19 protein-coding genes and 1 tRNA gene are annotated in these 24,346 nt (G+C 70.9%); 8 read left to right on the top strand and 12 right to left on the bottom strand.

The window, feature by feature from the left end; translation table 11 throughout:
• From EVS81_RS10950 to EVS81_RS10925, 6 genes are all read right to left on the bottom strand, one after another.
• Positions 1-1,815: an ABC transporter ATP-binding protein gene (locus tag EVS81_RS10950; RefSeq protein WP_130110416.1), complete on the bottom strand. Its 1,815-nt coding sequence runs from the start codon at positions 1,813-1,815 to the stop codon at positions 1-3.
• Positions 1,812-3,785 (bottom strand): ABC transporter ATP-binding protein, encoded by a 1,974-nt coding sequence (locus EVS81_RS10945; RefSeq protein ID WP_130110415.1) that lies wholly within the window; start codon positions 3,783-3,785, stop codon positions 1,812-1,814. Before EVS81_RS10945 ends, EVS81_RS10950 begins: the two co-directional genes overlap by 4 nt.
• 370 nt (positions 3,786-4,155) lie before the next feature.
• Positions 4,156-5,109, bottom strand: coding sequence for a 1,4-dihydroxy-2-naphthoate polyprenyltransferase (locus EVS81_RS10940; protein ID WP_240739818.1), 954 nt, complete (start codon positions 5,107-5,109; stop codon positions 4,156-4,158).
• Positions 5,106-6,461 carry an AMP-binding protein gene (locus EVS81_RS10935; RefSeq protein WP_276319062.1) on the bottom strand — a complete coding sequence of 452 codons (1,356 nt, stop codon included), beginning with the start codon at positions 6,459-6,461 and terminating at the stop codon, positions 5,106-5,108. Before EVS81_RS10935 ends, EVS81_RS10940 begins: the two co-directional genes overlap by 4 nt.
• Before the next feature lie 224 nt (positions 6,462-6,685).
• Positions 6,686-7,636 carry a 1,4-dihydroxy-2-naphthoyl-CoA synthase gene (locus EVS81_RS10930; RefSeq protein ID WP_130110413.1) on the bottom strand — a complete coding sequence of 317 codons (951 nt, stop codon included), beginning with the start codon at positions 7,634-7,636 and terminating at the stop codon, positions 6,686-6,688.
• 24 nt (positions 7,637-7,660) lie between these two features.
• Positions 7,661-8,398 (bottom strand): VIT1/CCC1 transporter family protein, encoded by a 738-nt coding sequence (locus tag EVS81_RS10925; protein ID WP_130110412.1) that lies wholly within the window; start codon positions 8,396-8,398, stop codon positions 7,661-7,663.
• Positions 8,399-8,452: 54 nt separating this feature from the next.
• Between EVS81_RS10925 and EVS81_RS10920 the strand changes: the two genes are divergently transcribed.
• Positions 8,453-9,535, top strand: a complete 1,083-nt coding sequence (locus EVS81_RS10920) for an o-succinylbenzoate synthase (protein WP_130110411.1) — start codon at positions 8,453-8,455, stop codon at positions 9,533-9,535.
• A 55-nt stretch (positions 9,536-9,590) separates the two neighbouring features.
• On the opposite strand, the gene EVS81_RS10915 is transcribed toward EVS81_RS10920, so the two are convergent.
• From EVS81_RS10915 to EVS81_RS10905, 3 genes are all read right to left on the bottom strand, one after another.
• Positions 9,591-11,357, bottom strand: coding sequence for an AMP-binding protein (locus tag EVS81_RS10915; RefSeq protein ID WP_165384251.1), 1,767 nt, complete (start codon positions 11,355-11,357; stop codon positions 9,591-9,593).
• Positions 11,358-11,421: 64 nt separating this feature from the next.
• Complete coding sequence (locus EVS81_RS10910; RefSeq protein WP_130110409.1) at positions 11,422-14,640, bottom strand: DUF2207 domain-containing protein; 3,219 nt, start codon at positions 14,638-14,640, stop codon at positions 11,422-11,424.
• Positions 14,641-14,695: 55 nt separating this feature from the next.
• Positions 14,696-15,256: an adenine phosphoribosyltransferase gene (locus EVS81_RS10905; RefSeq protein ID WP_240739817.1), complete on the bottom strand. Its 561-nt coding sequence runs from the start codon at positions 15,254-15,256 to the stop codon at positions 14,696-14,698.
• Between the two features lie 188 nt (positions 15,257-15,444).
• On the opposite strand from EVS81_RS10905, the gene EVS81_RS10900 reads away from it, so the two are divergent.
• Positions 15,445-15,521: transfer RNA gene (locus EVS81_RS10900), tRNA-Arg, on the top strand.
• A 181-nt stretch (positions 15,522-15,702) separates the two neighbouring features.
• Here EVS81_RS10900 and EVS81_RS10895 read toward each other — a convergent pair.
• Positions 15,703-17,457 (bottom strand): leucine-rich repeat domain-containing protein, encoded by a 1,755-nt coding sequence (locus EVS81_RS10895; protein WP_165384250.1) that lies wholly within the window; start codon positions 17,455-17,457, stop codon positions 15,703-15,705.
• A gap of 395 nt (positions 17,458-17,852) precedes the next feature.
• Between EVS81_RS10895 and EVS81_RS10890 the strand changes: the two genes are divergently transcribed.
• From EVS81_RS10890 to EVS81_RS15825, 6 genes are all read left to right on the top strand, one after another.
• Positions 17,853-18,566, top strand: coding sequence for a DsbA family protein (locus EVS81_RS10890; protein WP_130110407.1), 714 nt, complete (start codon positions 17,853-17,855; stop codon positions 18,564-18,566).
• Between the two features lie 2 nt (positions 18,567-18,568).
• Positions 18,569-19,456 (top strand): cytochrome c biogenesis CcdA family protein, encoded by an 888-nt coding sequence (locus EVS81_RS10885; protein WP_130110406.1) that lies wholly within the window; start codon positions 18,569-18,571, stop codon positions 19,454-19,456.
• 190 nt (positions 19,457-19,646) lie between these two features.
• The gene (locus EVS81_RS10880) at positions 19,647-20,213 is read left to right on the top strand and encodes a hypothetical protein (protein ID WP_130110405.1); all 567 of its coding nucleotides are present in this window, start codon (positions 19,647-19,649) and stop codon (positions 20,211-20,213) included.
• Entirely contained in the window at positions 20,210-20,599 is a 390-nt protein-coding gene (locus tag EVS81_RS10875; protein WP_130110404.1) for a BlaI/MecI/CopY family transcriptional regulator, read from the top strand. The genes EVS81_RS10880 and EVS81_RS10875 overlap by 4 nt, the downstream gene beginning before the upstream one ends.
• Complete coding sequence (locus EVS81_RS10870) at positions 20,596-21,588, top strand: M56 family metallopeptidase (protein ID WP_130110403.1); 993 nt, start codon at positions 20,596-20,598, stop codon at positions 21,586-21,588. The genes EVS81_RS10875 and EVS81_RS10870 overlap by 4 nt, the downstream gene beginning before the upstream one ends.
• 34 nt (positions 21,589-21,622) lie before the next feature.
• Positions 21,623-21,772, top strand: a complete 150-nt coding sequence (locus EVS81_RS15825) for a hypothetical protein (RefSeq protein WP_165384249.1) — start codon at positions 21,623-21,625, stop codon at positions 21,770-21,772.
• Between the two features lie 53 nt (positions 21,773-21,825).
• On the opposite strand, the gene EVS81_RS10865 is transcribed toward EVS81_RS15825, so the two are convergent.
• Positions 21,826-22,731 carry a class C sortase gene (locus tag EVS81_RS10865; RefSeq protein ID WP_240739816.1) on the bottom strand — a complete coding sequence of 302 codons (906 nt, stop codon included), beginning with the start codon at positions 22,729-22,731 and terminating at the stop codon, positions 21,826-21,828.
• A 99-nt stretch (positions 22,732-22,830) separates the two neighbouring features.
• On the bottom strand, positions 22,831-24,345 hold the full coding sequence (locus EVS81_RS10860) for a SpaH/EbpB family LPXTG-anchored major pilin (RefSeq protein WP_130110402.1): 1,515 nt from the start codon (positions 24,343-24,345) through the stop codon (positions 22,831-22,833).
• Position 24,346: the final 1 nt, after the last annotated feature.

Raw genomic sequence — 24,346 nt, 5'->3', positions numbered from 1 at the left:
TCACTCCTGAGTGGCGGCCCACTCCCGATGCAGCCGGGCGTAGCGCCCGTCGCGCGCGATCAGCTGCGCCGGGCTGCCGTCCTCCACCACTCCGCCGTGCTCCATGACGAGCACGCGATCGGCGATCTCGATCGTCGACAGGCGATGCGCGATGATGATCGCAGTGCGATCCGCGAGCAGACGCTGCAGCGCCGCCTGCACCTGGCGCTCGCTCGGCAGATCGAGCGAGGCCGTCGCCTCGTCGAGGATCAGCACGGCCGGATCGGCGAGGAACGCGCGCGCGAATGAGATCAGCTGGCGCTGGCCGGCCGAGACCCGCCCTCCGCGCTTGTTCACGTCGGTGTCGTAGCCGTCGGGCAGCGCCTCGATGAACTCGTGGGCGCCGACCGCGCGGGCGGCCGCCTGGATCTCGGCGAGCGAGGCATCGGGGTTGCCGAGCGCGATGTTGTCGGCCACCGACCCGCTGAACAGATAGGCCTCCTGCGTCACCATCACGACTGCCCGCCGCAGATCGGCAGAGGTCACGGAGCGCAGATCGACGCCGTCGAGCCGCACCGCGCCGCGGCGCGGGTCGTAGAACCGCGCCACGAGCTTCGCCAGCGTCGACTTGCCCGCACCCGTCGTCCCCACGAGCGCGACGGTCTGGCCGCTCGGGATCGCGAGATCCGGGATCCGCAGCACGCTCCGCCCCGCCCCGTAGCCGAACTCGACCTCGTCGAAGCGGATCGTGCCCCCGTGGTCGGGCAGCCGCTCGGGCTGATCGGGATCCGCCACCGTCGGCTCCTCCTCGAGCACACCCGAGACCTTCTCCAGCGCGGCGGCCGCAGACTGATACGAGTTGAGGAACGTGGCGACCTCCTCGAGCGGCCCGAAGAAGTTGCGCACGTACATGATCGCGGCCAGGAGCACGCCGATGGCCAGCGTCCCGTCGACGACGCGCAGGGAGCCCCAGAGCAGCACGACCGCGATCGTGGTGCTGCCGAGCAGCATGAGTGCCGGATCGAACACGCCGTACAGCCGCACCACGCGCAGATTGGCGTCGAGGTACTCTTTCGCGGCACCCGCGAACTCCCGCGAGCGCCGCCGCTCCTTGCGGAACGCCTGCACCGCTCGGATGCCGGTCATCGTCTCGACGAAGCGCACGATGAGCTTCGCACTGGCCACGCTCGTGGCGCGGAAACCCCGCTGCGACTCCCGCACGAACCAGCGCATGAGCAGCACGAGCGGGATCATCGCGGCGCACAGGATCAACGCGCTCTGCCAGTCGAGCAGCAGCAGGGCGCACAGCGTGAACGCGCCGATCAGCACGGCGTCGACGAGCTCGTTCAGGCTGCCGTCGAGCAGTTCCTGGATCGACTCCAGGTCGCTCGTCTGCCGCGAGATGATGCGTCCCGACGTGTAGCCCTCGTGGAACTCGAGGCTGAGCCGCTGCGTGTGCCGGAAGATGCGGGTGCGCAGCTCGATCATGATCGCCTGCATGAGCCGAGCGATCAGCACCACGTACCAGCCGACGAGCAGGCCGCCGACGCCGCCGGCGACGAGGATCGCGGACGCGGTCCACAGGATCGGCGCCCAGTCGCCGTCGAGCGCCGCGGGCAGCGCGGCGTCGATGCCGTAGGCGATGAGGCTCGGCACGACGGCGCGCAGGATCGTCGACACGACGACGACCACGACGGTGAGCACGAGCAGCCGCCTGCGGGGGCGGAGGATATCGGCGAGGAGCCGCAGCGAGCGCCGCCGGATCGACCGGCTCTCGGCGCGGGTGTAGTCGCCGCGATCCTCGCCGCTGGTGCCGTGCACGGTGGTGATGCTCATGCCACGGCCCCCGCTCCCGTCTGCCCCTCGGACGGCCGATCCTCGGACGCCCCCTCGGACGGCCGATCCTCGGACGCCCCCTCGGACGGCCGATCCTCGGACGCCCCCTCGGAACCGGGATCCCGGCCCCGGGAGCTTCTGGCACCCCGATCCTCATCTCCGAGGGTGGACAGCAGCGCGCGGTACTCCGCGCTCGTGCGCAGCAGATCCGCGTGCCGACCCACCGCGACGATGCGGCCCCGCGACATGACCGCGACACGATCGGCGAGCGCGACCGTCGAGGGACGGTGGGCCACCACCAGCACCGTGGTGTCGGCGAGCACGCGCCGCAGTTCGGCGGTCACCCGCGTCTCGGTGTCCACATCGAGCGCCGACAGGGGGTCGTCGAGCACGAGCACGGCGGGCTGCGCCGCCACCACTCGGGCGAGGGCGAGCCGCTGCCGCTGCCCGCCGGAGAGGCTGAGCCCCTCCTCGCCGACTTCGGTGTCGAGTCCGCGCGGCAGGTCGTAGGCGAAACCGGCATGAGCCACGTCGAGGGCCTCGCGCAGCACCCGCTCGGCCTTGTCGCTACCGGGCTCGAGATCCTCGCGCCCGAGCAGCACGTTCTCGCGCACGGAGGCGGAGAACAGCACCGGATCCTCGAACGCGATGCCGATGTGCGAGCGCAGCGTCTCGAGCGACATCTCGCGTACGTCGTGGCCGTCGAGCCGCACGGCTCCTCCGGTCACGTCGAACAGGCGCAAGGGCAGCGTGGTGAGCGTGGTCTTGCCGCACCCGGTCGCGCCGACGAGCGCCAGGGTCTCGCCCGGCTCGAGCTCCAGCTCGAGGCCGTCGATCACGTTCGGCTCCTCGGGGCGCATATCGGGATATCGGAACGTCACGCGATCGAAGCGCAGCCGGCCGGTGATGCGCCCGGGGTCGACGGCGTGCTCGGGATCCCGCACCGTGATCGGGGCGCCGAACACCTCGAAGATGCGGTCGACCGACGTGCGGGTGTCGATCAGCATCGAGAAGAGGAACCCCAGTGAGCCGATCGGCCAGCTCAGCGCCGCCGCCAAGGTGAAGAAGGCGAAGAGCTCGCCCACGGAGAGCTCGCCGCGCACGACGAGCCAGACGCCGGCGAGCAGGCAGACGGCCTGCGCCGCGACTGGAACGATCTCGTGCCAGAACCAGATCTCGCCGAGCGCGCGCGCCTTGCGCAGCTCGGTGCCGCGCAGCGACTCCGCGCGCCGCGCGAAGGCATCGAGCGCGTGCCCGCCGCGCCCGAACGCCTTGAGCACCCGGATCCCGTGCACGCTCTCCTCGACCGAGGTGGCGAGGTCTCCCGCCTGGTCCTGGCTCAAGCGGGAGAGCGTGTCGAAGCGCGAGTTGAAGCGCACGCTCGCGAGCCACAGGGGCACCGTGCAGACCAGAAAGAGCGTGCCGAGCACCCAGTGCCAGCGGAACAGCAGACCGATCCCGATGACAATGGTCAGCAGGTTCACGAGCAGCATGATCAGCCCGAACGAGAGGAATCGCCGCACCCGGCCGATGTCCTGCATCATGCGACTGAGCAGCTGACCGCCCGGCCACCGATCGTGGAAGGCGACGGGCAGCCGCAGCAGCCGCTCGAAGAACGCCTGCCGCACGAGGCGGTCCACCTCGGTCGCGGGAGCGAGCACCAGCGCGCGCCGCAGGAAGATGAACAGGGCCTCGAGCAGGCCGAGCGCGAAGACGGCTCCCACGCCCCAGAGCACCGCCTCGCGCGAACCCGCGCTGATGGGGCCGTCGATCACCCACTGGATCACCAGGGGCACCATGAGGCTCACCACGGTGGCGGCGAGCGCGACCAGCGCACCCCCGATGAGGCGGGGCAGCGCGGGACGGGCGTAGGGGACGAGCCGCGCGAGTGAGCGCAGCATGGGAGGGCGCGGCGGCGCGGCGGCCGTCTCGGCGCCGGCGGGCGTGGAAGCGGGGTGCTGGGTGGTCATGATCCCTGATCGGAAGGGAGCTCACGGCGGGCGGGCCGGAGCTCTACGGCTGAATCGGAGGGGCCGCTCGATCGCGGCCGGGGACTAGTGTCCGGTCAGCGGGCTGCCCGGACGAGCAGACGCGGTGACGGTGGTGTTGGGCCGCATGGTCCGCTCCTCTCCTCCGGGTCGATCGGGTTTCCTGAGTCAGCCTACCGACTCAGAGCGAGCGGGGGCAAGGGCTGTCCCCGGGGCTCTCGCGAGACCGAGCCGAATGCTCGAGACTGAGCCGTGCAGCGCTGAGAAACCGCTCGGGTTCGAACAATCGGCTCGGTCTCGGCGCGGACGGGCGCGGGGGCGGGGGCGGGCGGGCGGGGGCGGGGGCGGGGGCTCAGAACGCGAACGCCACGCCGAGCAGCACGCCGTAGGCGAGCGCGGCGAGGCTGGTGAGCTGCAGCACGAGGATCAGCTCGCGCGGGGTCTTCGCCGTGAGCACGATCAGCACGCAGGGCGCAACGATCAGCAGCACGAACCACACCAGCACCATGCCCGGGTACACGAGGCCGAAGACGGCCGGCACGGCGAAGGGGAGCAGCACGCAGAGGATGTAGAGCACCCGCGAAGCGCGGTCGCCGATACGCACGGACAGTGTGCGCTTGCCGGCGAGCCGATCGGTCGGGATATCGCGCAGATTGTTGACGACGAGCACGGCGACGGCGAAGAAGCCCACCCCGGCGCCCGCGATCCAGGCCTCCTGCGTCTGCACCTCGGTCTGCAGGTACACGGTGCCCACGGTCGCGACCAGCCCGAAGAAGATGAACACCATCACCTCTCCGAGTCCCGCGTACCCGTAGGGGCGCTTGCCGCCGGTGTAGAACCATGCGGCGAGGATCGCGAGCACCCCCAGCACGAGGAACCACCAACGCCCGCTCAGCATCACCGCCGCCGCACCGGCCGCCGCGGCGAGCCCGAAGAACACAAGGGCGGTGACCAGCACCTTTCGCGGGTCGACGAGGCCGGATCCGGTGAGCCGCGCCGGCCCCACCCGGTAGGCGTCGGTGCCTCGCACGCCGTCGGAGTAGTCGTTCGCGTAGTTCACGCCGATCTGCAGCAGCACCGCGACGGCGAGGGCGAGCAGCGTGAGCGTCAGCGAGAAGCCCTGCAGCATGTAGGCCACGCCCGCACCCGCCGCGACGGGCGCGATCGCGAGCGGCAGCGTGCGCAGCCGCGCCCCGCCGACCCAGGTGCGCCACGTGATCCGGGGTTGCTCCCCGGCCGCGACCTGCCGCTCGGCTGCGGCCCGCACCGCCGGGTTGCCCGACCTGCGCCGATCCCTGCCGCTCACTGCCCCTCCTCCGTGCTGCACTCACGATCCTGCTGGTCCCCGTCATTCTGCGGGAGCCCGCGAATCGCAGAATCCGCGTAGGACAGATCCTGCGACTCCTCCGTCGCGCAGGATGACGGGGATGCCGATCCACGCACCTCTCGGAAGCTCGCGCGCAGACGCGTCAGCCACGCGTCGAGAGCGGCGAGGTCGGGCTTGCCTCCCGCGAGACGCGGGATCTCCTCGGTCTCGGTGACCCACTCGGGTGCCGCGGCCGCGCCGAGGCGATCCCGGATCGCCGCGCGCACCTCGTCGAAACCCGCCGCGCGCGCGTCGCCCTGCGCCGCCGACTCCACAACCAGGCCGACGCGCTCCCCCCATTCCGGATGGGGTACCGCGAGCGCCACCGCGCTGCCCCAGCCCGCGAAGTCGCGCGCCACGCGCTCCACCTCGTCGAGCGAGACGTTGACGCCGCCCGAGATGAGCACCCGGTCGAGACGCCCGGTGACCGTGAGCATGCCGCCCAGCAGCTCACCGGCATCCCCCGTGCGATACCAGCGCACCGGCACGCCGTCGCGGCCGCGATCCTCGACGAAGCGCGCCGCGGTGAGCGCGGGTTCACCCACGTAGCCGAGCGCGAGGGCCGACCCGGCCAGCTGCACCTCGCCCTCGCGGATGCGTACTCGCGTGTCGCCGATCTCCACGCCGTCGTACACGCAGCCCCCGGCGGTCTCGGTCATGCCGTAGCTGCGCGTGAGCGCCGCGCCCAGATCGTGGGCGCGGCGGCGCATCGCCAGGGGCACGCCCTGGCCGCCCACCAGCACGGCGTCGAAGCGCCGCAGCGCGTCGGCGGCATCGCGATCCCGCTCGGCAAGATCGAGCAGGCGCGCGAACTGCACGGGCACCAGCGAGACGTAGCGGCGCTCGTGCTCGAGCGCCTCGGACGCGGTGAGCAACTGCTCGGGATCGAATCCGCCGTTCCCCCCGCCGCTCCCCCCATCGAAGAACACCGGCGCGATGCCGGAGACCTCGCTGCGCACCAGCATCTGCAGCCCCGAAATGAGGTGCGCCGGCAGCGCGACGAGCCATTGCCCCGGCCCGCCGAACGCCTCGTGCGTGGCCTCGGCGCTCGCACGCAGCGCGTCGGCGCCGAGCGCCACCGCCTTGGGCACGCCGCTGGATCCCGAGGTGCGCACCACGAGCGCGGTGCCCTCGGGCAGGGGCTCGTGCTGCAGCGCGACGATCGCTTCGGGGTCTGTGCCGGCGACCACCGGGAGCACCGGAGCGCCCCCGCCGAGCGCGTCGGCGAGCGCGGCCATGAGCCAGGCGCGGTCATCGGTGGGGATGGCGCGGAGTCCGTTGGGCGCAGTCACCGTTCCAGGGTACTCGCGTTGCGATCCCACCCTGCGTTTGGTGTGCGCAGATCGTCCATATTCGAGCGGGAGAAAGACGATCTGCGCACACCAAGAGTTCACGCCCCAGCAGCCGAGCCCAGCGGTTGCCCCAGCAGGCGCGGGGGGCGAGCGCGGAGCGGTACCCGCGGGCGGCGCACCCGGGGAAAGCGGGCAGCGGGCAGCCGCCGGCCGCCCGCCCCGGCTCAGTAGTGGTACGGGAAGGGGCTCCAGTCGGGCTCGCGCTTCTCGAGGAACGAGTCGCGACCCTCGACGGCCTCGTCGGTGCCGTAGGCGAGGCGCGTGGTCTCCCCCGCGAAGAGCTGCTGGCCCACGATCCCGTCGTCGACCGCGTTCATCGCGTACTTCAGCATGCGGATCGCCGTGGGCGACTTGCCGAGGATCGTGCGCGCCCACTCGAGGCCCGTGCGCTCGAGCTCCGCGTGCGGCACGACCTCGTTGACCGCGCCCATCTCTCGCGCGCGATCCGCCGAGTACTCGCGGGCGAGGAAGAAGATCTCGCGCGCATTCTTCTGCCCGACCTGCCGCGCGAAGTAGGCGCTGCCGTAGCCGGCGTCGAACGATCCGACATCGGCGTCGGTCTGCTTGAACCTCGCGTGCTCGCGGCTCGCGATCGTGAGGTCGCAGACCACGTTCAGCGAGTGGCCGCCGCCCGCCGCCCAGCCGGGCACGAGCGCGATGACGACCTTCGGCATGAAGCGGATCAGCCGCTGCACCTCGAGGATGTGGAGGCGCCCGGCCCGGGCGCGCTCCTCGGGCCCCACCGCCGTCTCCGAGTCGGCGTACTTGTAGCCGTCGCGGCCGCGGATGCGCTGATCTCCGCCCGAGCAGAACGCCCAGCCCCCGTCGCGCGGGGAAGGCCCGTTGCCGGTGAGCAGCACGACGCCCACCCGCGGGTTGACGCGCGCGCGCTCCAGCGCATCCGAGAGCTCGTCGACGGTGCGCGGGCGGAAGGCGTTGCGCACCTCGGGGCGGTCGAATGCGACGCGGGCGATCCGCCCGTCGCGACTGAGGTGCGCGGTGATGTCGGTGTACCCCTCTGCGCCGGGAGCCGCCTCCCACTCCGCGGGGTCGAAGAGCTCGGACACCTGCTGCGAGTGCTCGGTAGATGCGGGCCGAGGATCCTGATGCGTCATGGGTCCAGCCTATTCGCCCCTCGCCTATGAGACCGCGACTCCGAAGAGCAGACCGATGAGATAGGTCGCCGCCATCGTCGCCGATCCCATCACCACGTTGCGCGCGATCGCGCGCAGACGCGGCGCCTGCCCGAGCGCCGCGCTGATCCACCCGGTCAGCAGCAGACCGATGAGCACGGCGACCGCGGCCACCCAGATGCGGTGCTGACCGAACGGCAGCAGGATCATGATGAGCGGGATGAGCGCCCCCACGGTGAACGAGACGAACGACGAGAAGGCCGCGGCCCAGGGGCTCGTGAACTCCTCGGGATCGATGCCCAGCTCGACCTCCGCGTGCGCCGCGAGGGCGTCGTGCTCCGTGAGCTCCTCGGCGACGCGGTGCGCGAGCTCGTCGGAGATGCCGCGCTGCCGGTAGAAGCCCGCGAGCTCCTCGAGCTCCTGTTCCGGCATCTCGCGGAGCTCGCGCCGCTCCTTCTCGATGAGCGCTCGTTCGGTGTCGCGCTGCGTGCTGACCGACACGTACTCGCCGCCCGCCATCGAGAACGCCCCGGCCACGAGCGCCGCGAGGCCCGCCGTCGCGATGGCCAGCACGTTGCCCGGCGTCGCCCCCGCGACGCCGATCACGACACCCGCCGTCGACACGATGCCGTCGTTCGCACCGAGCACGCCCGCGCGCAGCCAGTTCAGACGCTGCCCGACGCGCTGGTCGTGCGGCTCGTCCGCGTGCGGAGCGGGCTGCTCGCCGGTCCGTTCAATACTCATGCTCCGATCTTGCCATGCGCGGCGCGCCACCGCGCATCGTGGGAGGATCGAGGCATGCACGAGACTCGGGATCCCGCGGTCGCGGAGGCGCCCGCCCCGCCCCCGCTCGCCGAGGTGCTCGCGGCCACGCGCGTCGTGGCGATCCCCACGCGCACCCGATTCCGTGGGATCTCCGTGCGCGAGGCCGCGATCCTCAACGCCCCGCTCGGCCCGAGCGAGTTCTCGCCGTTCCCCGAGTACGACGACGCCGAGGCCGCAGCCTGGCTCGCGGCGGCGCTCGATTTCGGGTGGGCGGAGCAGCCGCCGATCCTGCGCGATCGCATCGAGGTCAACGCCACCGTTCCGGCGGTGCGCCCCGCGGAGGTGCCGGGGATCCTCGCCCGCTTCCCCGGCTGCCGCACCGCGAAGGTGAAGGTGGCCGAGCGCGGGCAGACGATCGCCGAGGATGTGGCGCGCGTGCGCGCGGTGCGCGCGGCGATGGGCGACCGGGCGCTGGTGCGGGTCGACGCGAACGGGGGCTGGTCCGTCGACGAAGCCGCGACCGCGCTGCGGCAGCTCGCAGACCTCGATCTCGACTACGCCGAGCAGCCATGCGCGACCGTGGCGGAGCTGGTGGAGGTGCGGCGGCGACTCGGAGCCCGGCCCGGGAGCGCCGCAGGGACCGCGCACGCGCGGCGGGCCGCCACGCCCCGCCCGGGCGCGGTCCGCATCGCCGCCGACGAGAGCGTGCGCAAGGCCTCGGACCCGCTGGCGGTGGCGCGAGCGGGCGCAGCCGACCTGCTCGTCGTGAAGGCGCAGCCGCTGGGGGGCATCAGGCGGGCGCTCGGGATCGTCGCCGAGGCCGGCCTTCCCGTCGTGGTCTCGAGCGCACTCGACACATCGGCCGGCATCGCGATGGGCCTGCACCTCGCGGCCGCGCTCCCGGAGGGTGCGCTCGCGGGAGCGTGCGGGCTCGGAACCGCGGCGCTGCTCGGCGGCGACGTCACGATCGACCCGCTCGTGCCGCTGGACGGCGGGATCACGGTGCGCAGGCCCGGCCTCGATCCCGAGCTGCTGGACCGCTACGCCGCTCCGCCCGAGCGCGAAGCCTGGTGGCGCGAGCGGATCACGCGCTGCTACACGCGGCTCCTCCAGTAGCGCTCAGCCCCGCCGCTCGGCACCGCCGCTCAGCTCCGCCGCTTCACTCCGCCGCTCAGCCCTTCAGGCCCGGAAAATCCTCTTCGCGCCACTCGTGCGCGAGCCGCGCCCCCGCGGCGAACGCGGCTTCCTCCCGCTGCCGCAGTTCGACACGCCGGATCTTGCCGGAAGTCGTCTTGGGCAGCTCGAAGAACTCGACCCGGCGCACGCGCATGTAGGGCGGCAGCGCGATGCGGGCGCGGGCGAGGATCGCGCGCGCGGCCTCCTCGCCCGCCTCGACTCCGGCGGCGAGCGCGACATACGCCTTCGTCACGTTGAGCCGCGTCTCATCGGGCGCGCCGACCACTGCGGCCTCGGCCACCCACTCGTGCTCGAGGAGCGCGCTCTCGACCTCGAACGGCGAGACCTTGAAGTCGCTCGACTTGAAGATGTCGTCGGTGCGGCCCACGAACGTGAGCACGCCGCCCTCGCCCCGCTGCGCGACGTCGCCGGTGTGGAACAGCCCGCCGCTCGTCGCTCGCGCCGTGGCCTCCGGGTCGCCGAAGTAGCCGGGCATGAGGTTGACCGGCTCCCGGCGCACGAGCTCGCCGTCGACGGCGGGGTCGGCGGCGGTGATGCGCAGGCAGATCTCGCCCTCGGCGGCCTCCTGTCCGGTGAGCGGGTCGATGAGCACGGCATCGACGCCCGGCAGGGGCGTGCCCATGGCCCCCGGCACGATCGGGTCGCCCGGCATGTTGCCGATGAGCGCGGTGGTCTCGGTCTGACCGTACCCGTCGCGGATGTCGAGGCCCCACCACTCCCGGATGCGGGCGATGACCTCGGGGTTGAGGGGTTCGCCCGCCGATACGACCTCGCGCAGGGCGCGCGGCCGGCGCTCCAGTCGCTGTTGGATCAGCATGCGCCACACCGTCGGCGGCGCGCAGAAGGTGCTGACCCCGACCCGGTCGAGCTCGGCGACGAGGAACTCCGGGTCGAAGCGGGCGTAGTTCGCCACGAAGATCGTCGCCCCCACGTGCCACGGCCCGAAGAAGCTCGACCAGGCGTGCTTCGCCCAACCGGGTGCGCTGATGACGAGGTGGACATCGCCCGGCCGCACCCCCAGCCAGGACAGCGTCGTGAGGTGCCCCACGGGATAGCTGGTGTGCGAGTGCACCACGATCTTCGGCAGGCTGGTGGTGCCCGAGGTGAAGTAGAGCAACGCGGGATCGGTGCTCGCCGTCGTCTTGCGCACCGCGGCGAGCGACGCGGCACTCGACTCCTCGTAGCGCAGCCAGTCGAAGAGGCGCGCCCGATGATCCCGCGAGGCTGCGTCGAACCCGACCCCGATGCCGCGGTAGTCGCCCGGCACGTCGGCGAACTTCACCGCGTCCTCGGCCGCCGCGAACACCCACCGCACCCGCCCGCGCTCCACGCGATCCTCGAGCTCATGCGCACCGAGCACCACGGAGGTGGGCAGGATCACGACGCCGAGCTTCATCGCGGCGAGCATGATCTCCCAGAGCTCGACGCGGTTGCCGAGCATGAGCATGGCGACGTCTCCCGGCCGCGCGCCAACGCTGCGGAACCAGTTCGCCACCTGGTCGGAGCGCTGCTTCATCTGCGAGAAGCTGCGCTGCAGCTCGCTGCCGTCTGCTTCGGCGATGCGGAGCGCCGTGTCGTCGTTGCCCTCGGCGATGCGGTCGAAGACGTCGTGCGCCCAGTTGAACTCTGAGCCCACGTCGGGCCAGCGGAACTCGGCTCGCGCGCGAGCGGGATCTCCCGCGGCGGCGAGCAGCTGGTCCCGAGCGGCGAAGAAAGCGGCGGTCGGGTCGGTGTGCGTCATGGGTCCCATTCTGTCGTAGCGATCGAGTCGGTCGATACCCGCCCGCGCGGGCGGAGCCGGCGCCCTACGCCGTCCGCTTCCGTGCTCGGCGCCCGCCGGCAGGGTCGTTGCGCTCGCCCCGGTCGTCCCGGCGGCGCCCGCCGCCCCGGGCGCCCCGGGCGTTCCCGCCGCCCCGGGCGCCCACCACGATCGCTTGCGCCACCACTGCGGCGAGCATGAGCGTGCCGAGCACGATCGCACCCCAGCCGCGGTTGTCGCTGCCGGGCATCGACATCACCGCCCACCAGAAGAGCACGCTCTGAGCCGCCGCCGCGAGCGGGATCGCGGCGAAGGACACGGTGCGGAGCGAGGCGCTCGCGCGTCGACGCGTGCGCCGGGCGAACAGGAGGATGCTCGTCGAGGCCGCCCCGATGAGCACGGCAAGACCGAGCACCGCGGTGTAGGGCAGGTCTCTGGCCGCCCGATAGCGCTCATACGCCTGGTCGTCGACGCCCGCGAAGGCTCCGGCGGGGAAGTTGAGCACGACACCGAGGTCGTTGGTCGTACCGAGCTCGTACTTCTCGAGCGCGGCATTCAGTTCCTCCGAGACCCGCCAGGGCCCGGCCGGCGTCTCCTCGATGCGGTCCTCGCCCTCGCGGGATTCGACGGCCTCCGCGTCCAGCGAGACGACGAGGGAGCCGTCGTCCAGAGTTCGCTCGTCGCCGACCCGCAGATCGTAGTGTGTGGAGACTCCGAGTTCGTCGTCGAGCGAGATGCCGGTCTCGTACTCCCACGGCTGATACCAGTTGCCGTTCTCGTAGGGAACCCGGTCGCGCTCGTGGTCGGAGTCGATCCACCCGCCGGAGCGTATCTCCTCCGCGATGTCGGGCGAGACGGTGAGACCGATGCGCAACGGCCGCACCGGCGCGGTGCCGTCGAACGGATTCGCCGCATCGGTGTAGTAGGTGTCCTCCCAGAAGTCGAGTACTGCCGTCCATCGCAGCTGCTGCTGGGAGTCCGGGCCGTCCGGCGCATCGACGATCGGGGTCGAGAGCCTGTAGCGGATCTCGACGTCGTGCACCCCGTCGAGCACGTCCGACATGCGAGTGGCGACCGCCAGGCTCTGCGGACCGAGGAGCTCCTGGAACGGCACCTCCTCGCCGCCGAGGCGCACGCTCTCGACGTCGAGGCCGAGATCCTGGCCGAGCCGCTCCCGCGGCCACTCCCGGGCGAACTGGGGCACTGACCCGCCGCCGGGGGTGAAGCGCACCGTGTTCCGCTCTACGACGCTGAGCTGGGCGCGGCCCTGCTCGTCGCGCTCGAGTTCGGCGTCGATCTCGAACCCCTCGACCTGCGACCAGATCGCCCCGGGGGTCGCAGATCCCGGCCAGGTGACGAAGTCCTGGTCGGCGTAGGGTGCGGGCTGCGTCGAGACGGTGACGATCGATCCGGCGAGCAGGCCGGCGGCCGCGAGCACCGCCAGCACCGCCGGCAGCGAGACGAAGTGCTCGGTGCGCCATCCGCGGCCGAGCCATCGGTCGCCCGACTCGCGCGCCGCGTGCCCGGCGACGGCGCGCCCCGCGCGCCGCGGCCCCTCGAAGAGCGCGGCGTAGGGCAGCAGCTCGTCGTCGACCGGACCGCGATCGAGCAGACGCGTGGCCCGCGCGTAGGCGTCGACGCCCTTGAGCTGCTGCACGGCGAGCGCTCCAGCGCGTGTGAGAGGACGCGGCCGGCGCACCGCACCGACGATGACGAGCGCGAGCACGGTCGAGGCGAGCACGAAGAGCCCCGGCCACCAGACGACGCTCAGGATCACCTGGTGCGAGAGCTGGCGCAGCAGGCCCCACTGCACGAGCACGATCGCGAGCGATCCGAGGATGAAGGTGTCGCGCACGTAGCTGTCGGGCGCCCAGCGCAGCCGATCCTCGACCGGACGGTCGTGCGCGCGCCAGCGCGCTCGCCGGCGCGCGACGCTCGGGAAGTTGCCGAACCTGCCGGCGCGCATGCCGGCGCGCGCCACCGCCGCCAGCCACAGCTCACGGCCGCGGCCGCCGGTGTCGACGGGCTTCCGCTTCGACTGCTTCGACTGCTTCGCAGCTCCCGTCTCCTGCGTCAGCTCCGAGATCAGTTCGGCGTGCCAGGGGCGGTCGAGCAGCTGGGCGGCCCTCGCCGGGGTGAGGTCGTCGGGGGGATCGGATCGCGTCAGGTACCAGGGTTCGCCCGCACTGTCCGCCCACACCACGCGTCGAGCGGCGAGGGCGAACAGCAGGAGAATGACGAGCAGAGCGAGCGGGAGCAGCGGCCCCCAGGTCTGCAGCCAGAAGAGGGGCGTGGTGGGTGGCTGATCGAAGGTGCCGGCCTCGAAGCTGGCGACGATGCTCAGATCGGCATGCGGCGGCAGGGTGTCGTCGTTGCTGAAGGCGTACCGCACGCCCTGAGCGGTCTGCGCCTCGGGCGTCAGCCACTCGGTTCCGTTGAGCAGCAGCCACCCGACGTAGGCGCGAGGCGCGCGCACGAGCGCCTCGTCCAGGTCGTGCGGCAGCGTCAGCGACACCTCGACGCCCTGGGTGGCCTGCGGCCAGCTGGGGCCGAGCAGCGGCCAGGACCAGCTGTCGACCGGCTGCCCCGTGGCAGCGTCGGTCTCGGCGGTGACCAGATCGTGCAGCTCGTAGGCGAGCGCGATCTCCCGCTCACCCTCGAGGCGGGTTCCGTCCGGAGAGGAGATCAGCACTCGGGTGACCGTGGCTCCGCGGCGCACCTCGACCTCTGCCGGCTCGCCGTCGATCGTGGCCGCGTGCACCTCGAACCGGGTGTCGTGTCCGTTGAACTCGGTGGCGAAGACCCGTTCGACGGCAGCTTCGGGGCCGTTCGTGAAGCGGGCGGTGTACTGCTCGGACACATCGGCGAGGAAACCCCCGTCGCCCCCGCGCTCGAGCGCGTAGTCGATCTGCGCGTCGGTGGCGACCCAGTCGACCTCGCTCAGCTTCGCGGAGTCGAGCACATCGTCGAAATCGAGCGGCTTGTTGATGACGGGGCCGACGAGCAGGAATACGCCGATGATCGCCACGAAGGCCCAGAAGAACCTGATGGCATTGCGCATCGAGGTATCGCCTCGAGCTCGCAGCCGCGCCTCGATCGTTGTGAAGATCCGGGCCAGCCAGCGGAAGAACGGCGTGTGCTCGGGCTGCGGGTCGGGGATGCGGCCGGAGTTGAGCAGTTCGGGGTCGGTCCCGGCGAGGTCGAAGACATCGGTGCGATCGGATGGGTCGCCCCGATGCCCCGACGTGCTGCGCTTCTCGCTCATGAGTCGACCCTAACCGCGTCCTCCGACATCCGGGTTCGCATCGTCCTCGCCCCGATCAGCTGCGGAACACCGTGTGCAGCGTCGGATCCCCCACCGCTTCTCGGCCGCCGAGTCCCGCGATCTCGAACAGCACGGCGGTGCCCGCCGCGGCGTAGCCGAGCTCGCCCAGCAGCGTATGGGCAGCGACGAGCGTTCCGCCGGTCGCGAGCACGTCGTCGATCAGCAGGACTCGTGATCCCCGGGGGAAATCCGCATGGGCCTCGACCTCGGCGTCGCCGTACTCCAGCGCGTACTCGACGTGCGCGGCCGGGCGCGGCAGCTTACCCGCCTTGCGGATCGGCATGAGCCCCGCCCCGCTCGCATATGCGGCCGCACTCGCGAGCAGGAATCCGCGCGCTTCGAGCCCGGCGACGACGTCGAACGCGCCCCGGAACGGAGCGATGAGCGCGTCGACCGTCTCTCGGAACGCGCGGCCGTCGGCGAGCAGAGGGGTGATGTCGCGAAACAGGATCCCCGCGGACGGATAGTCGGGGACCTCGCGGATCAGCGACTCGGCGCGCGTCAGCTCGGCTCTCGGCGCGGTGGGGGCGATCGACTGGGGGCTCTGCTCTGGCACGGGTTCAAGGGTACCCCGCGGGACGCACGCCGGCCGGACGCCCGCGTGGACGGTTCGTGGGGACCCCCGCTGCGCGGCCGCGCCCTCCGCAGGGCCGGCACCCGTGCAGCGCCGCACACGCCCGGACTGCAGTGATTTTTCTTTTCACAGGGAGTCGTGTAATGTCTTTCTGGTTGGGAAACCAACGGGCGCCCCTAGCTCAGCTGGATAGAGCATCTGACTACGGATCAGAAGGTCGGGGGTTCGAATCCCTCGGGGCGCGCCATACACGAATAACCCCCGTCGCGGAAGCGGCGGGGGTTATTTCGTGTTCCGGCGACGGATCGCGAGCGGCATCCGATACCGCGGAGCGCTGGGGGCCGCGCTCCAGTGAGCACACAGGACGGGGCCGGGATCGGAAGTGACGCCCCACCCCCGAGTCCAGCCCCGTCGTTTCCGGCTCGTGCCTACTCTGCGCGACGTGCGCGCGACAAACGGCCGAGCACCAGAACCGCTCCGATGAGCAGCATCGCGAACGCACCGCCCACGGCCCCGGGTGCCTGCGCATCGCCGGTCCTGGCCAGGACGTGCGTCCCTCCGGACGCCCCGCTCCCGCTGCCCCCGCGATCTGCGTCGGTCTCGCCGCCACCGTCACCGCCGTCACCGCCACCGTCACCGTCACCGCCGTCACCGTCACCGTCACCGTCGCCGCCGTCACCGTCACCATCACCATCGCCACCGTCACCGTCACCGTCGCCGCCGTCACCGCCACCATCGCCGCCGTCACCGCCGCCGTCACCGCCGCCGTCACCGTCGCCGCCGTCACCGCCGCCGCCACTGCCACCGTCGCCGCCGTCACCGTCGCCGCCGTCACCGCCGCCGCCACCGCCACCGTCACCGCCGTCACCATCGCCGCCGCCGGTCCCATCATCGGGCTCGTCGATCGTGATGCGCACATCAGCGAGCGTCGCCTCACCCGCGCGATTCGTCGCGACCACCGAGAATGCGAACACACCCGCCACCATCGGCGTCCCCGCGATCTCACCAGCACCGCTCAAGGAGAGCCCCTCCGGCAGCGCCCCCGCGGCCACCTCCACCGTCGGCGCCGGGTCTCCGGTCACCTCGAACGCGAAGCCATAGGCAGCACCCACGACCCCGTGACCCGGGACACCAGAAATCGTCGGCAGCTCGGCGAACGGCTCGATCGCGTAGTCCACGGTGCCCGAGAACAGCACCGTGTTGCCGGGATCCAGATCCAGGGTCTCCCACGTGAGGCTTCCGGCGCCGTCCTCGGTCCAGGTCACCTCGTCGCCGACGACCGCACCAACGCCGCTCGCCACCGTCACGGGAACCGAGACGCCGGCGATGTCGGTAAGGCCTACCGCTTGTGCGACGTCGACCATCGCCGAGCGCATCACCCGCTGCTCACCGACGAAGACGCCGCCGGGAAAGGGACCGGGGTCTCTCAGCGGAGACAGGTCGGTGATGCGATTGTTCATAGCCGAAAGGGCCTTCAGCTCGGTGAGGCCGGAGAGCGGCTCGAGATCGGCGACCAGGTTGTCGTCCAGGTACAAGATCTCCAGCATCGGCATGTGAGCGACTGCAGAGATATCCGTGACCCGATTGTCTCTGAGCTCCAGGAACTTCATCTCGGAGAGGCTTGCCAGCGGCCCGATGTCCGTGATCTGGTTGCCATCCAGGGTCAGCGCCTCGAGGGCGGTCAGGCTCCCCAGCGGTTCGAGGCTCTCGATCTGGTTGCCGGGAAGGAAGACGCGCTGCAGGTTCGGGAGATCGGAGAGCGGCGACAGGTCTTCGATCCGATTGCCGTCGAGCGACAGCCGATAGAGGTTCTGCAGGCCGGAGAGCGGCGACAGATCTTCGACGTGATTCCACGCAAGCTCCACGACCGTCGCGCCGGTGGCGAATCGAAGCGGATCGATGTCGGTAATCCCTCGGAGCGAGCAGTTGACCGTCGTCATGCCCGCCATATCACCCTCGGTGACCGGCGTCGGTGCAGCGATCACGAGTGTGTCGCGAATACACGCCTCCATAGCCGGATCGGCGAAGAACACGCTGTCCTCCGGCACCGCCTGCGCCGGCACGACGGCACCCAGCACGGCAACGATCGCGACGACCGCGCCGATGACGCTGCGCTGAACGAGCCCGCGCACGCGCGACGAACTGCCGCCACCCGCACGAGCCAGACGTGGTGACCAAGACATATCGCATCGCTTTCTCTTCGCGCATGAGGACATCCGCCTCGTCCGCGCCGGCCCCGTGCACGACGTCAGACGCTCAGCACCACCCAGCAGAACAGGAGAAGCCACAGTGGCGTGACATAAGAGTTCTGCATTCCAGCCTCCTTCGTCTTGCCAAGCGATGCGCAGGATGTGACGACGATGAGTATGAAGTCGCTTCACATGGAGTGCTGAAGTCAGTCGAATTGAGAATCAGGCGCGCAAGACTGCGAATTCGGCGCCCCCGCTCCGCGGCCGTTTGGAGCCCCGCTGCACCGGGTGCGCTGCTTCCTCTCCGGCAGATGACTTACTATGACACATAGTAAGTCATCGGCGGGCGAACCCCCTCGTCCTCGATCCCGAGCTCGCGAAGGAGAACCGTGCCCCGCACCCCCGTCCAGAGGCTTCGCTCCTGGTCCGTCCCCGTCGGCATCATCGTCATCGCCGGCCTGCTCATCGCGATCCTCGTCACGCAGGGCGAGCGCGGTTCGACGGGAGCCGCGGAGACGGACCCGGCGACGACGCAGCAAGCGCCACCGGATCTCACGTTCGTCGAGACCCGCGATCCCGACGATGTGCAGTCCGCCGGCCCCGCGGACGCGCCGGTGGCGCTCGTGATCTACTCCGACTATCAATGCCCGTACTGCGCGAAATGGTCGAACGAGACGCTGCCGGCCATGATGGACTACGCCGAGTTGGGCGATCTGCGCATCGAGTGGCGCGATGTGAATCAGTACGGAGCAGACTCCGAACGCGGGGCTCGCGCCGCGCACGCCGCGGGGATCCAGGGCCGCTTCTGGGAGTTTCACGACGCACTGTTCCCGAACGGCGCTCATCTCGGGCCGGATCGGCTGACCGAGGAGGCGCTCGTCTCGATCGCCGGCGACCTCGGGCTCGACACCGGGCGGTTCCTCGCAGATATGAACTCCGATGAAACTCTGGCGGCGGTGCAGCGGTACGCCGCCGAGGGCAGGCGACTCGGCGTGTCCGGCACCCCGACCTTCGTCCTGGGAGGTGAGCCGATCGTCGGCGCCCAGCCCCGGAGCGTGTTCACCGAGACGCTGACGAGAAAACTGGCCGAGGCGCGCGACTGATCATGGAGATCGGCTTCGTCACCGCGTTCATCGGAGGCGCTCTCGCGCTCCTCAGCCCGTGCAGCGCACTCCTGCTCCCGGCCTTCTTCGCATCGACCATCGGCACCCGGCTCTCGCTCCTGGCGCACGGCGCAGTGTTCTTCCTCGGCCTGCTCATCACTCTCGTGCCACTCGGCCTGGGGCTGGGCGCCGTGGGCACGTTCTTTCTCCAGCAGCGCGGGCTCGTCGTCGCCGGCACCTCGCTCGTCCTCGTCCTGCTCGGCATCGCGCAGGTGCTCGGAATCGGGTTCGACGTCTCCAGAGCCCTGCCCGGGACCACGAGGATCCGCCAGGAGGCAGCCGCACGGACCGGCTTCATCCGCACTTTCCTGCTCGGAGCGGCGAGTGGCGTCGCAGGGTTCTGCGCCGGCCCGATCCTCGGCGCGGTGCTCACCCTGGCGCTGGGGCAGGGGAGCGCATGGTCGGCTGGTGCGCTGCTCGCCGTCTACGGCGCCGGCATGGTCGCACCGCTGGTGCTCATCGCGGCGCTCTGGGATCGACTGGGCGCGCGCGGGCAGCGTCTGCTCCGAGGCCGCACGCTCTCGCTCTTCGGCCGTCGCCTGCACTCCACCTCGCTCGTCACAGGCCTGGTGATCATCGCCGTGGGAGTGGTCTTCTGGCTCACCAACGGCCTGGTGGCCATGCCGGCCGTCGTGCCGACGTCCGTGCAGGTCTGGGCTCAAGAGCAGAGCGGCAGACTCTCGAGCGCGATCGTCGACGGCGCCGTGATCATGGTGCTCGCGATCGCCGCGCTCGGCGCGTGGGCCTCCGCCCGCCGCCGGGCGGCACGCCGGGAGGAGACGCGCTCCGCCGGAAACCGCGGGCGCACTCCGGCGAGCGGTGCCGACTGATGCCCGCTCAGCGGCGCATGGCACCAGCGACTGCAGGATCGCGTCGTCGGGAGCGGGATCCGCGGCCCAGGCGGGATCCGCACGCACAGGCGGGATCCGCGCATCGCACGAGCGGGATCCGCGCGCACCTTGTTACTATGATCCGTAGTAAGACTCCTGCAGACAGTGCTCGACACGGGAAGGCGACCGTATGACCCAGCGATCCACCCGGGCCCGATCCCGCGTACTGCTGGGCTCAGCGGGACGCGCCCTCCGCATGTGGACGGCGCGGCAGTGGCAGGTCGCCCTGGTGGCGAGCGCCGGTTTCGCGGTGATCGTCGGCACGGTCACCGTTCTGATCCCGAACCCCGTGTTCACGAGGGAGATCGACACCGTGTGGTGGAACTACCCGGTGTGGCTGCTCACCTCCCTCGGAGCCGGGATGCTGACCGCCACCTATCTCAGACCGCAGGGCGTCGACCCGAGCGACATCGAGAACTCGCCGGGCGAGCGACGCACGACGCGCATGGGGATCGCCGGGGGCCTGCTCGCATGGTTCGCGGTCGGCTGCCCGGTCTGCAACAAGATCGCGGTGCTCGCCCTCGGCTATTCGGGGGCGATCACCTGGTTCGCGCCGCTGCAGCCCGTCCTGGCGATCACCTCGATGCTGCTCACCGGGATCGCGCTGCTGTGGCGCCTGCGCGGCCAGGTCTCCTGCCCCGTGCTGCCCGCCGCAGGCCCGCACCCCGCCCCCCGGCAGACGGAGGCGCTCCGATGAACCGGGAAGCACCCCGAGATGGCGGCGCCGAGCCCGTGCGTCTCGGCGCCCTCGAAGCGCAGGTCATGGATCTGCTCTGGCGGGGCGATCCCCTGACCGTGCGCCGGATCATCGAGCGGCTCCCCTCCGAGCCGGCCTACACGACCATCGCCACCGTGCTCTCCCATCTGCGCAGGAAGGGACTCGTCTGCGCCGGCAAGGAGGGGCACCGCACCCTCTACGGCGCCTGCGTCAGCCGCGAGGAGCACACCGCACGCATCATGGAACGCGCACTGGACGACAGCGGGGATCGGGCCGCGTCGATCCTCCGATTCGTCGACGGCATGGCCGAGGACGACCTGCGCCTGCTGCGCCAGCACCTGCTCGGATCACACGACGAACGATGACCGCCGCGTTCTCGACCCTGCTGCTGAGCGGTGTGCTGCTGCTCGCCGCGTTCGGCGGGCCCTGGCTGCTGCGGCACGCGGCGCCCGCGCTCGCCTCCGCGCCTCGACTCGCGGCGGCCGCGCTCTCGGCGGCCGCGATGCTCTGGATCGCCGCGCTGCTCGCCATCGGGCCGATCGTCGCCTGGATGAGCGGCGGGCCGGCGTGGCTGCCCGCGAGCGCCGCCGAGGTCTGCGCGCGCTGCCTGAGCGCGGCGAGTCCGTTCGGGGACAGCGCCAGATCGCTCGGCCTCCCGGCGATCCTGCCGCTCGCGCTGCCCGCGGTCGGGGCCGTCGCGATCCTCGTCGGCCTGCTCCAGGAGTTCGCGCGAGTGCGGCGGGCGCAGCGCGGGATCGGCCAGAGCGTGCGGCGAGAGGGCACACCGATGACGCTGCTTGGGCACCCGGTACGGGTGACGCGGCACGCTGACGCGCGCGCCTTCAGCCTGCCCCGCCGCCACGGAGGGATCGTGCTGTCCAGGGGTGCGATCGCCGCGCTCTCGACCCCCGAACTCGCGGCCGTCCTCGAGCACGAACGCGCGCATCTGGCGCAGCGCCACCACCTCGGACTCGCGCTCCTGAACGGCGCGACCCGGTACTTCCGGTGGGTGCCGCTCATCCGCGTCATGCGCAGCACCGTGCCGCAGGTCCTGGAAATCGCCGCCGATCAGTCCGCGAGACAGCACACGGGAACCACCGCGCTGGCAGGAGCACTCCTCAAGCTCGGCGCGCCCGCGACCGGGGCCGGAACGACGGCCGCCATCGCCCACGCCGCGCTGCACGCCGCGCCGCACGCCGCGGGATCCGAGCGCATCCGACTCCTCATCGGCGCGCCGCGCCCTCCCGCGAGCATGGCGCTGGCCGCGGCTGCGGGCGCCTACGCGATCATGCTCGCCGCGGCGATCGCCGCCGTGCACTGGCCTTATCTGAACGCAGTGCTCTCCGGCTGCTGACGCCGGTTCACCCCTCCCCAGAAAAGGAAGCACCATGACGACGCGCACACGGATCCCGACGACGCCCCGCACCGCGGAGGTGGCGTTCCTGCTGCTCGGCGCAGGCGTCTTCGCCATCGGGCTGAGCGCCGTCGCCGCGGTGTGCGTCGCGTGCGCGCACCCCGCGACGGTCGCGCTGGGCTGAGCCGGCACGGGTCGGGCGCTCACGGGGGCGACCGCGGGGGCCCGGTTCGTGTGCTATTCGTTCGGGGTCGGCACCCGATGGGTCTGCACGTCGAGGAACCCGCGCCGCGCGACGTACGCGCCCACGAGCACGACACCACCTGACCCGAGTACCGCCCACCAGGGAAACCCCGGCACTCTCGGGGACTTACCGGCGTCTTCGAGGGCCGCCGCCGGAGTGGGTGTGACGCGCTCGCCCGTTACGACGATGCGGTGCGAGTTGATTCCCAGCGGCGTGCAGGTGATCAGCGTCGCGAGGTCTGCTCCGGGGACCGCACGCAGGGTGCCGCTGTCGTCGGGATCGATGACCTGCACGTCGAAGACGCGGTACACCAGCGTCTCGCCGAGCACCTCGATCGAGAACGTGTCTCCGGGCTCCACCCGATCGAGGTGCGTGAACATCGTCGAGTTCGCGAGCCCGCGATGGGCGGTGACCACGGTTCTTGTGCCGACCCCGCCGACCGGCAGATGCGATCCTTCGAGATGACCGGCGCCGCGCAGCAGCGTCGCCTCGTCGGTGCCGTGATAGATCGGTAGATCCACATCGATGGCCGGGATCTTCACCCGCCCCATCAGACCATTGCCATCGGCCCTGAGCATATCGGCGTAGACGAGTTCGGTGTCGGTCACGTTTCCAGCCCCGATCGGCACATTCGCTCCAGCCTGCAGCTCCACACCCGCGGTGAGCGCACTGTTGTACTCGCGGGCGAGATCGAGTTGTTCCGTCGCGCTGGGCTGCAAGCGCTCGAGCTGCCCGTGGGATCTCTCGATGACACGGGACTGGTTGTACGACGAGATCCACGCCGCCGTCATCGGGTACAAGCCGGCGACCAATCCCGCGAGCGCCAGGACCGCAATCGCGGAGGTCAGCACGCCCGGACGCCAGCGACGCCTCACCGGGGTCTCACGCACACTGCGCATGATCCAACCTCTGCTCTCGCCATGATGGATGCCGGACAGGCCGACGGGGCGGTGATGCTCCGGCAATGCGCCGGAACCACCGCCCCGAGGGCCTGGAGACTATCGAGTCGTCTGCGCCTGGCGCCGGCGCATCAGCATGAGCCCGGCCGCGACGGCCAGGGCCGCAGCGCCACCGGCGATGAGAAGCACCTGTCCGGCCGCACCCGTCAGCGGCAGCTCGGGCACCTCCTGCTGGGTGTTCTCGATCTCGACATCGTCCGAGACGGTGTCGCCGATCAGCACGGCGACCGGGGTGAACACATCAGCAGGGAGCACGTACCCGGCCGGGGCCGCGGTCTCCTTCAGCACGTAGCAGCGCTGAGGATTGTCGATCACCGGGTTGACGCTGTCGCTGACGAAGAGCCCCGAAAGCGAGATCACACCGGACGCATCCGAGGTGAAGCTGGTCGCGCCATCGACCACGACCGGGTCACCCGTCGCAACCGCGGTCGAGCAGTCAGCAGCATACGGATCCTCCGCCGCATAGATCTCGAACACAGCGCCCTCCAGCGTGCCCTCAGCACCAGTGGTCCCGGCTGCACGCTTCACGATCTCCAGATCACCCCAGTTGGTGCGCACCTCGGGCGACGGCAGCGGCGGCTGCGTGTTCGCATCAAACCCCGGATTGTTCGGCCAGAACTGTGCGGTGTTCGGAATGACCCCATCACCGACCTCGATCACGGTGCCGGCGAAGACCACCTGGATCTCCGTGCCGACATGCGCATTCGGACCCTCGTTGAGCCAGGCAAGACCCGCCGCGGTGAATTCCATCGTGATCTGCTGACCGACGATCTCGATCTCGTAGAAAGCCGGATCGAGCGCGGCACCATCAGCAGTCACGACGATGTCACCGGCCGCCACCGGAACAAGCCGATCATCCAGGGTGTCCCTGATCGCGAACCCGATCCACTCCTGCGCCATCCGCGACACCGGAACCGTCACGGGAAACTCAACCACCGAGCCAAGACCGAAATCCTCCTGCGGAGTGATGGTCTTATCGATCGAACCCGCACCGTTCTTCGGGTACGCGTGGGCGTCATACACCCAACCGCCCTCATGCGGCATCGGGATCGTCAGAATGAACGGAAGCGCCCGCTCGATGATATTCGCCGGAGCCGCCGTCTCACACACCTGGTACAGACCAACCGGCAGAGCAACAGTCGACGAACCATCGGCAACCGTCAACGGCATCTCGACCGGCGCACCCAACGTGAACCCGCTCGGAGCGGTGCAACCGGCACCCGGGACCAGAGCATCGAGCCCGTCCCAGTTCTCCGGCACAGTCAGATCGAGCGGCGAACCCGACTCGAGCAGCGGATAGACGGTGAACTCGACGTCCGCCACCGGATCAGCGAAGTCGCCCGCAGCAGGCGCCTCGCTGATGTCCCCCGACGCCGTCCCCGACTGATTGAGGAACTTATGCACCGTCACAGACCCCGTACGGTCCGGATCGATATTCCCGAAATCCTGCGGCGCCGCGATCGCAGCAGCCGAGGAACCGACGAGTACAGTAAGGCCGAGCGCCGCCGCGCTCACCATAGTGGCGATACGACGCCTAGTCGTGCTTGCCTGCATG

The organism is Leucobacter triazinivorans (assembly GCF_004208635.1).
Taxonomy (GTDB): domain Bacteria; phylum Actinomycetota; class Actinomycetes; order Actinomycetales; family Microbacteriaceae; genus Leucobacter; species Leucobacter triazinivorans.
This window is presented reverse-complemented; position numbering and strand designations above follow the sequence as displayed.

Bases quoted from the DNA above. Each gene is read 5' to 3' on its own strand.
- EVS81_RS10915 (WP_165384251.1), bottom strand. From the start codon at position 11,357: ATGACGCACACCGACCCGACCGCCGCTTTCTTCGCCGCTCGGGACCAG.
- EVS81_RS10925 (WP_130110412.1), bottom strand. From the start codon at position 8,398: ATGAGTATTGAACGGACCGGCGAGCAGCCCGCTCCGCACGCGGACGAG.
- EVS81_RS10860 (WP_130110402.1), bottom strand. From the start codon at position 24,345: ATGCAGGCAAGCACGACTAGGCGTCGTATCGCCACTATGGTGAGCGCG.
- EVS81_RS10865 (WP_240739816.1), bottom strand. From the start codon at position 22,731: ATGCGCAGTGTGCGTGAGACCCCGGTGAGGCGTCGCTGGCGTCCGGGC.
- EVS81_RS10875 (WP_130110404.1), top strand. From the start codon at position 20,210: ATGAACCGGGAAGCACCCCGAGATGGCGGCGCCGAGCCCGTGCGTCTC.
- EVS81_RS15825 (WP_165384249.1), top strand. From the start codon at position 21,623: ATGACGACGCGCACACGGATCCCGACGACGCCCCGCACCGCGGAGGTG.
- EVS81_RS10885 (WP_130110406.1), top strand. From the start codon at position 18,569: ATGGAGATCGGCTTCGTCACCGCGTTCATCGGAGGCGCTCTCGCGCTC.
- EVS81_RS10920 (WP_130110411.1), top strand. From the start codon at position 8,453: ATGCACGAGACTCGGGATCCCGCGGTCGCGGAGGCGCCCGCCCCGCCC.
- EVS81_RS10945 (WP_130110415.1), bottom strand. From the start codon at position 3,785: ATGACCACCCAGCACCCCGCTTCCACGCCCGCCGGCGCCGAGACGGCC.
- EVS81_RS10870 (WP_130110403.1), top strand. From the start codon at position 20,596: ATGACCGCCGCGTTCTCGACCCTGCTGCTGAGCGGTGTGCTGCTGCTC.
- EVS81_RS10895 (WP_165384250.1), bottom strand. From the start codon at position 17,457: ATGTCTTGGTCACCACGTCTGGCTCGTGCGGGTGGCGGCAGTTCGTCG.
- EVS81_RS10930 (WP_130110413.1), bottom strand. From the start codon at position 7,636: ATGACGCATCAGGATCCTCGGCCCGCATCTACCGAGCACTCGCAGCAG.
- EVS81_RS10910 (WP_130110409.1), bottom strand. From the start codon at position 14,640: ATGAGCGAGAAGCGCAGCACGTCGGGGCATCGGGGCGACCCATCCGAT.
- EVS81_RS10880 (WP_130110405.1), top strand. From the start codon at position 19,647: ATGACCCAGCGATCCACCCGGGCCCGATCCCGCGTACTGCTGGGCTCA.
- EVS81_RS10950 (WP_130110416.1), bottom strand. From the start codon at position 1,815: ATGAGCATCACCACCGTGCACGGCACCAGCGGCGAGGATCGCGGCGAC.